Source organism: Streptomyces sp. XM83C (assembly GCF_023072675.1).
GTDB classification, from domain to species: Bacteria; Actinomycetota; Actinomycetes; order Streptomycetales; family Streptomycetaceae; genus Streptomyces; species Streptomyces thermocoprophilus.
Window position 1 is genome coordinate 1 of sequence record NZ_JALLGL010000284.1, and the last position, 7,909, is coordinate 7,909.

6 protein-coding genes are annotated in these 7,909 nt (G+C 71.1%); 4 read left to right on the forward strand and 2 right to left on the reverse strand.

The window, feature by feature from the left end; translation table 11 throughout:
* Positions 1-372 precede the first annotated feature (372 nt).
* Positions 373-1,644: a hypothetical protein gene (locus MTQ10_RS24700; RefSeq protein WP_247472363.1), complete on the forward strand. Its 1,272-nt coding sequence runs from the start codon at positions 373-375 to the stop codon at positions 1,642-1,644.
* A 29-nt stretch (positions 1,645-1,673) separates the two neighbouring features.
* Here the strand turns inward: MTQ10_RS24700 and MTQ10_RS24705 are convergent, their stop codons facing one another.
* The gene (locus MTQ10_RS24705; protein WP_247472364.1) at positions 1,674-2,654 is read right to left on the reverse strand and encodes a nucleotide-binding protein; all 981 of its coding nucleotides are present in this window, start codon (positions 2,652-2,654) and stop codon (positions 1,674-1,676) included.
* Between the two features lie 101 nt (positions 2,655-2,755).
* Here MTQ10_RS24705 and MTQ10_RS24710 point away from each other — a divergent pair, with 101 nt between their 5' ends.
* The gene (locus tag MTQ10_RS24710; protein WP_247472365.1) at positions 2,756-3,580 is read left to right on the forward strand and encodes a Fic family protein; all 825 of its coding nucleotides are present in this window, start codon (positions 2,756-2,758) and stop codon (positions 3,578-3,580) included.
* 515 nt (positions 3,581-4,095) lie between these two features.
* Here the strand turns inward: MTQ10_RS24710 and MTQ10_RS24715 are convergent.
* Entirely contained in the window at positions 4,096-4,941 is an 846-nt protein-coding gene (locus tag MTQ10_RS24715) for an HAD family hydrolase (protein ID WP_247472366.1), read from the reverse strand.
* 577 nt (positions 4,942-5,518) lie between these two features.
* Between MTQ10_RS24715 and ssd the strand changes: the two genes are divergently transcribed.
* A complete protein-coding gene (gene ssd / locus MTQ10_RS24720; RefSeq protein WP_247472367.1) occupies positions 5,519-6,622 on the forward strand; it encodes a septum site-determining protein Ssd in 1,104 nt (367 codons plus the stop codon).
* Positions 6,619-7,909: TadA family conjugal transfer-associated ATPase (locus MTQ10_RS24725; protein WP_374117681.1), on the forward strand; the 1,291-nt coding region annotated here is incomplete at its 3' end. The genes ssd and MTQ10_RS24725, both read left to right, overlap by 4 nt.

The following is a 7,909-nucleotide window of genomic DNA, read 5'->3' on the forward strand; positions in this document are numbered from 1 at the left end:
GGTCGGTGGGGCGAGTGGGGGTGCAGGCTGACATGTTCCCGTCTCCTCCGGGGCAGCGCGGTCGCGGAACTGGTGGGCCCCCGCAAACCGGCGGGGGTCGGGTCGCGGCCGTGGGTCACGGCGTGCAGCGGTGGGATGAATCAACGCTCGGTAAACGGATCGTAATGCTGAGTAAAGGCTCCGCATAGGCTTTCCGTGCAAATGGGTGAAAAGCTCACTCGCTGGGATGAAGTCCCAATTTTATCGGCTTGTCGTACTAATTCCTTCTGGGGTCCGTGCGAACTTGACGGCGCTGTCGGCACGTCCCGGCACATCACCGACAAGACGCCTCACCGGCGTTGACCTCGAGAGAAGGAAGAAGGTGGGCGGAACATGGCCGCCACCGCAAGGATCGCCACAGGCGCCGTGGCCGCAGCGGTAGTTGCCGCAGCGCTGGCCGGTTGCTCGACGGGAGACGGCGGGGCCGGGCAGGGCGTCCCCGGACCGCAGAAGGCGAAGCCGGCTCCCGCGGCGGGGCATGTGGTCAGGCTGATCGGCGACGGATCGACCGCGTTCACCGGAGCACAGCCGAACCTGCCCAAGCCCGAACGGCTGAAGCCCGGTCAGAAACCGCCGCAGTTCGTCGTGTTCTCCTGGGACGGCGCGGGTGAGGACAGCCAGAAGCTGTTCTCGCACTTCCGCGAGGTCGCCAAGGAGAACCACGCGACCATGACGTACTTCCTCAGCGGCGTCTATCTGCTGCCGGAGGAGAAGCGCGACCTGTACCGGCCGCCGCAGCACTCACCCGGAAGCTCCGACATCGGATTCAACGACGAGCAGGGCATCGCCGACACCGTCGAACAGCTGCGGCAGGCCTGGCTGGAGGGCAACGAGATCGGCACCCACTTCAACGGCCACTTCTGCGGCAAGGGCGGCGGTGTCGGCGAGTGGTCGGTGCAGGAGTGGAAGGACGAGATCGCCCAGGCCAAGCAGTTCGTGCGGACCTGGAAAACCAACACCGGCCTGACGGAGGTCAAGCCGCTGCCCTTCGACTACGACAGGGAGCTGATCGGCGCCCGCACCCCGTGCCTCGAGGGACAGCGCAACTTCATGCAGGCCGCCCGCGAGCTGGGCTTCCGCTACGACTCGAGCGGCGTCAACAACCAGGTCTGGCCCCGGAAGAAGGAAGGGCTGTGGGACCTGTCCATGCAGCTGGTGCCCTTCCCCGGCCACACCTACGAGCAGTTGACCATGGACTACAACTTCATGGTCAACCAATCCGGCACCAGGACCCAGGGCGACCCCGCCAAGTACGACTACTGGGGCGACCAGATGCGGGACGGCCTGCTCGGCGGCTTCGAGCGGGCCTACAACGGCAACCGCGCCCCGCTGATCATCGGCAACCACTTCGAGTCGTGGAACGGCGGCACCTACATGCGGGCCGTCGAGGAGGTCGTGAAGACCGTCTGCAACAAGTCCGACGTGCGCTGTGTCTCGTTCCGTCAGCTCGCCGACTGGCTCGACGCCCAGGACCCGCAGGTGCTGGACAAGCTGCGCAGCCTCGACGTCGGCCAGGCTCCGAAGGAGGGCTGGGCGTCCTTCCTGTCGACCCGCCCCGCCCCGGCCCCGAAGGGTGCGCCCGGGGCGCCGGCGAGCCGCGGCTGAGCGAGGAGCAGCCGTGAGAGATCACGCCCTCACGCGGGCGCGGTGACGCTCTCACCGAGCACGAAACCGGGGTCGACCTGGGCCGCCAGGTCGGCCCCCGTGCGCTCGTTCCCCCAGGAGCGGGCGTTCTTCAGGTGGAAGTGGACCATCTGGCGGGTGTAGCGCTCCCAGTCACGCAGCTCGTACGTGTCGTCGACGGCCTGCTGAAGCTGCCGCAGGGCACGGCGGTTGGTGTCCTCCAGGAGGTCGAACCGGGGCGGACGGCCCTTCTCCATGGCGCGCACCCAGTCCGAGTGTCCGACGGTCACCAGCAGGTCGTCGCCGACCTCGGCGTGCAGGAAGTCGAGGTCGTCCTGGCCCTGCACCTTGTTGCCGACGACCTTCAGCCGGACGCCGAAGTCGCGGGCGTACTCCTTGTACTGGCGATAGACGGAGACCCCCTTCCGGGTCGGCTCGGCGACGAGGAACGTGATGTCGAACCGGGTGAACATGCCGGAGGCGAAGGAGTCCGAGCCCGCCGTCATGTCCACCACGACGTACTCGTCGCGCCCGTCCACCAGATGGTTCAGGCACAGCTCCACCGCTCCCGTCTTGGAGTGGTAGCAGGCGACCCCCAGATCCGCTTCGGTGAAGGGGCCGGTGACCATCAAACGGACGGCGTCGCCGTCGAGTTCCACCTGCCGGGCGCAGGCGTCGTAGACCGGGTTGTTCTCCCGCACCCGCAGCAGCCGTGAGCCCTCGCCGGGCGGCGTCGTCTTGATCATCGTCTCGGCGGAGGCGATACGGGGATTGGACCCGCGCAGATAGTCCTTGATCAGCGGCAGCCGCTCGCCCATCGCGGGCAGCGCGGCGGCCTCCTCCTCGTCCAGGCCGAGCGCGGCCCCGAGGTGCTGGTTGATGTCCGCGTCGATCGCGACGACCGGTGCGCCGGTGGTGGCGAGATGACGGATGAAGAGGGAGGACAGGGTGGTCTTGCCGCTGCCGCCCTTCCCGACGAAAGCAATTTTCATGTTCACCAAGCGTAATGGTGTGACCGCGCCGGGTGGCGGGTCGGCGTGAAGAAGACCACTCCTTCGTGGGGTGCGGGCCCGGGGTGCGTACTGTCGTACCCATGAGTACGACAGGCGCGACCGCCGATCCTCTCGCGGCCCTGGGCACGCTGCCCGGCGTGCCGGAATCCGTGGAGTCCGTACGCAAGGCCGTGGACCGGGTCTACGGCCACCGGATCATGCGGCGCCGCAGCACCGAGATCACCTCCGAGGCGGCGTTGCGCGGTGCGCGCGGCTCCGCGGCGCTGTCCGGCGCCGACTGGGCGCTGGAGGAGGTGCGGCGGCGTACCGACTTCTCCGGTGACGACGAGGCGCGTGTGATGGGGGCGGCGCTGCGGCTGACGGCCGAGGCGGGCCAGTTGCTGTCCATCTGGCGTCAGTCCCCGCTGAGGGTGCTGGCCCGGCTGCATCTGGTCGCGGCGGCGACCCAGGGCGACGAGGTGGGTCGCCCGCGCCGGGACGGCGAGAGCGTCGACGAGCCGCTGGTCGAGCTGGAGCTGCCGAGCGCCGCGGAGGTCTCCGGACGGCTGGAGGGGCTGGCCGATCTGATCATCGCGGGCAGTTCCGCGCCGGCGCTGGTGACGGCCGCGGTGGTGCACGGCGAACTGCTGGCGCTGCGGCCGTTCGCCTCGCACAACGGTCTGATCGCCCGGACCGCGGAGCGGATCGTGCTGGTCGGCAGCGGACTCGACCCCAAGTCGATCTGCCCCGCCGAGGTCGGCCACGCCGAGCTGGGCCGGGCCGCGTACCGGGCGGCGCTGGACGGCTATGTCTCCGGTACGCCCGAGGGCATGGCGGCGTGGATCGCGCACTGCGGGCGGGCGGTCGAGCTGGGGGCGCGTGAGTCGACGGCGGTCTGCGAGGCGCTCCAGCGCGGCGCGGCCTGACGGCGGGCCGGGCGAGGATCCGGGACACCTCGGGGACGACGACCCAAGGGGCCCAGGGGGATTCCGGGTCGGGAACCGGGGGTTTCCCGGGCCGGCTCGCGGACGATTTTCAGGTCCACGGGCCACGGACCACGGAGGGACGCCCCCGGCGGGGCGGCGCAGAGATGCGGCGGTACGAGGACTCGTACCGCCGCTGGCATGACCACCGGGGTACCAAGCGTCCTCGATATGTGCCCATCAGGTCGGGGACTTTGCCCGTCACCTGGTGCGGCTGGCCCGTAATCGACGGGTCGACGTCGCGTGGGTGCCCGGTGTTCATGCTCGGTCCGTGGGGCCAGATGCGTTGGTGAAGGTGATCCTCTCGGATGTCCTTGGTCTCGCGGGCCGTTGATTCCTTTGTACTCCAGGGCTCCGGGGAACGAAAGCCCGGCCTGCACTTCTTTACTTTTGCCCCCAAACCGCAGCCGAACCTGACTGTTTTTCCGAACCGGGTCGTAGTGATACGTCGGTGCAGGTCATGCCGCCGAGGCGCGCCGTCGGCTCGCGTACCAGACGAGGCCGGCCGTCACCGCCGCGGCGCCGACGGCCACCGCCACGGCGAGCGCGGGCCGGGTGGGTACCGACAGTCCGGGGATGCGCTGCTTGAGCCGTACCGGGCGGTGGAAGTCGAGAATCGGCCAGCCGCGTGCCATGGCCTCGCGGCGCAGCGCACGGTCAGGGTTCACGGCGTGCGGGTGCCCGACGGACTCCAGCATGGGCAGGTCCGTCGCCGAGTCGCTGTAGGCGTAGCAGCGGGACAGGTCGTATCCCTCGGACGCGGCCAGCTCCTTGATCGCCTCCGCTTTGGTGGGGCCGTACGCGTAGTACTCCACCTCCCCGGTGAAGCAGCCGTCCTCGCCCACGACCATGCGGGTCGCCACGACCCGGTCGGCGCCGAGCAGTTCGCCGATCGGTTCGACGACCTCGGCGCCCGACGTGGACACGATGACGACGTCCCGTCCGGCGGTGTGGTGCTCCTCGATGAGGGAGGCGGCCTCGTCGTAGATGATCGGGTCGATCAGGTCGTGCAGGGTCTCGGCGACGAGTTCCTTCACCTGCTGCACGTTCCAGCCGCGGCACAGCGCTGAGAGGTACTCGCGCATGCGCTCCATCTGGTCGTGGTCGGCGCCTCCGGCGAGGAAGACGAACTGGGCGTATGCGGTACGCAACACGGCTCTGCGGTTGATCAGACCGCCCTGGTAGAAGGACTTGCTGAAGGTGAGCGTGCTCGACTTCGCAATGACCGTCTTGTCCAGGTCAAAGAAGGCTGCTGTGCGAGGCAAGGAGTGGTTTTCCACGCCTTGAGCATAGGTGCAGCCCATTCGGCGTAAGGTAGGCGCGTGGGTTTGCTTGAGAGGCCTCTCGGGTACACCATGGAAGTCACGGATCGTTCGCGACCGTGCTAACCCGGTCCGACTCCTCCCCCCCCGAGTCGGCCGTGGAGACGACCCCCGCTCTCCCCCCCGGCGGGGGTCGTCGCATGTCCGGGCGGGTTTTCCCGGATTCCTCCCCCTTGTTCGCGGTCGACGCACCGGGCTGGCCTCTGCGGGCCGGCCTCTTCGGCACGCCCACGGGTCGTCACGGAGCGTAGCTGCCGGGATGCGCTGCGGAAGTCGTACACGGATCAGTACAGGGGTCACCGGTAAGGGTGACGCCGATATTCACAACGCACGAGTTGTCCACAGTTATCGACCAAGATCCACACGATTTCCGGGATGGCTGCACCGTGATTCCCGACGCGTCCGTACGACGGCCACTTCCGGCCGGATCGGATTGCCTGACGCGTATGGCCGGTTTCCGTCGGCCGTTCATATGGAGGCCGCTTGCCGGTTCTTCACACGTTTGGGAATCGCGGGGCCGCAGAGGCTGCGCGACAGGCAGCGAAGGGGGAAGCAAACTGTGCCCGGAACCGTCACTCACGACCCGCCGCCCGCCGGCGGGGCCCGCCCCGGCCGGCCGTTGATCGTCACCGAGGACGCCGGACTCCTCGACGACCTGCTGCGTCTGTGCGCTGCCGCCGGCGCCACACCGGAGGTCCGTCCCGCCCTGCCCGACCAGCGGGGGAACTGGGAGGCGGCACCCCTGGTGCTCGTCGGGGACGACGCCGCCCGCCGGGTGAGGGGAGCCGCCCGCCGCCGGGGTGTCGTGCTGGTCGGCCGCGACCAGGACGACCCCGGGGTGTGGCGGCGGGCCGTCGAGATCGGCGCCGACCACGTCCTGATGCTCCCCGACGGCGAACAGTGGCTCGTCGACCGCATCGCCGACGTCGCCGAAGGCGTCGGGCGGCCCGCCCTCACCGTCGGCGTCATCGGCGGACGCGGCGGCGTCGGAGCCTCCACGCTCGCGTGCGCGCTCGCCGTCACCTCGGCCCGGGAAGGGCTGCGCACCCTGCTCGTCGACGCCGACCCGCTCGGCGGCGGACTCGATGTCCTGCTCGGCGGGGAGACCGCCGAAGGGCTGCGCTGGCCCGCGTTCGCCGCCTCCCGTGGCCGACTCGGCGGCGGCGCCCTGGAGGAGTCACTGCCCGAACTGCACTCCCTGCGACTCCTCAGCTGGGACCGCGGCGACCGCATCGACATCCCGCCGCAGGCGGTGCGGGCGGTGCTCGCCGCGGCCAGGCGCCGGGGCGGCACGGTCGTCGTGGACCTGCCCCGCCGTGTCGACAACGGCGTCACCGAGGCCCTCGCCCAGCTCGACCTCGCCCTCATCGTCGTCCCCGGCGAGCTGCGGGCCGTCGCCGCGGCCGGCCGTATCGCCTCCGCCGTCGGCATGGTCGTACGGGATCTGCGTGTCGCCGTCCGCGGGCCGTACGCACCCGGACTCGACGGCCGCGAGGTCGCCCGCCTGCTGAAACTGCCGCTGGCCGGAGAAGTGCCCGTCGAACCGGCCCTGCGACGGTCCCGCGAGGGCACCGCGCCGCCCGGCGCGGCCCCGCGCGGTCCCCTCGCCCGGTTCTGCAAGGAGTTCTGGGAGCGCACGCTCGTCGAGGCAGGTGGCGTATGACCCGACTCGCCCCCGACCTCCTCGACGGCGTACGGCAGTGGCTCGCCGCGAGCGGCGCCGAACCCACCCCCGCCCGTGTCGCACAGGCGCTGCGCGAACAGGGACGGGTGCTCGGCGACCGGGAAGTCCTCGGCGCCGCCGAACAGCTCCGCTCCGAACTGGTCGGCACCGGCCCGCTGGAGCCGCTCCTCGCCGACCCGCAGGTGACGGACGTCCTGGTGACCGCCCCCGACCGCGTCTGGACCGACCGGGGCGGCGGCCTGGAACGCGCCCCGGTGTCCTTCCCCGACGCGGCGTCCGTACGACGCCTCGCGCAGCGACTCGCCGCGGTCGCCGGCCGCCGGCTCGACGACGCCCACCCCTGGGCGGACGCCCGGCTCCCGGACGGCACCCGGCTGCACGCCGTGCTGCCTCCGGTCGCCGTCGGCTGCGCCTGCCTGTCGCTGCGGGTCGTACGGCCGCGGGCCTTCACCCTCGGCGAGCTGATCACGGCGGGCACCGTGCCGCCGGGCGGGGACCGGCTGCTGCGCGCCCTGATCGACGCACGGCTGCCGTTCCTGATCAGCGGCGGCACGGGCAGCGGAAAAACAACCCTGCTCAGTGCGCTGCTCGGGCTCGTCGGGCCGGGGGAGCGGATCGTCCTCGCCGAGGACTCCGCCGAACTGCGCCCCGACCACCCGCACGTCGTCCGGCTGGAGACCCGCCCCGCCAACCAGGAGGGCGCCGGACTCGTCACCCTGGAGGACCTCGTCCGGCAGACGCTGCGGATGCGGCCCGACCGGCTCGTCGTCGGTGAGGTGCGCGGCCCGGAGGTCGTCCATCTGCTCGCCGCCCTCAACACCGGTCACAGCGGCTGCGGCACGGTCCACGCCAACGCTGCCGGTGATGTTCCGGCCCGTCTGGAGGCGCTCGGTACGGCGGCCGGCCTCGACCGGGCCGCGCTGCACAGCCAGTTGGCCGCGGCCCTGTCCGTCGTACTGCACCTCGTACGTGACCGCGCCGGGCGGCGCCGCATCGCCGAGGTGCACGTGCTGGAACGGGACCCGTCGGGGCTGGTGCGCACGGTGCCGGCATTGCGGTGGGGCGAGCGGGCCTTCGTACGGGAGCCCGGCTGGGAGCGGTTGCGGGGGCTGCTCCGGGAGCACTGGGCGGAGGCGGTGACGGCGGACCGCGGGGCTCCGCGGCTCGCGGGCGCGCCGGTGGTCGGAGGGGCCCTGGTGGGCACGTCAGCGGCCGGTGGGGCGGTCGGCGGGGGCCTCGCGGGAGCGGCGGGCGACGGTACGGGGG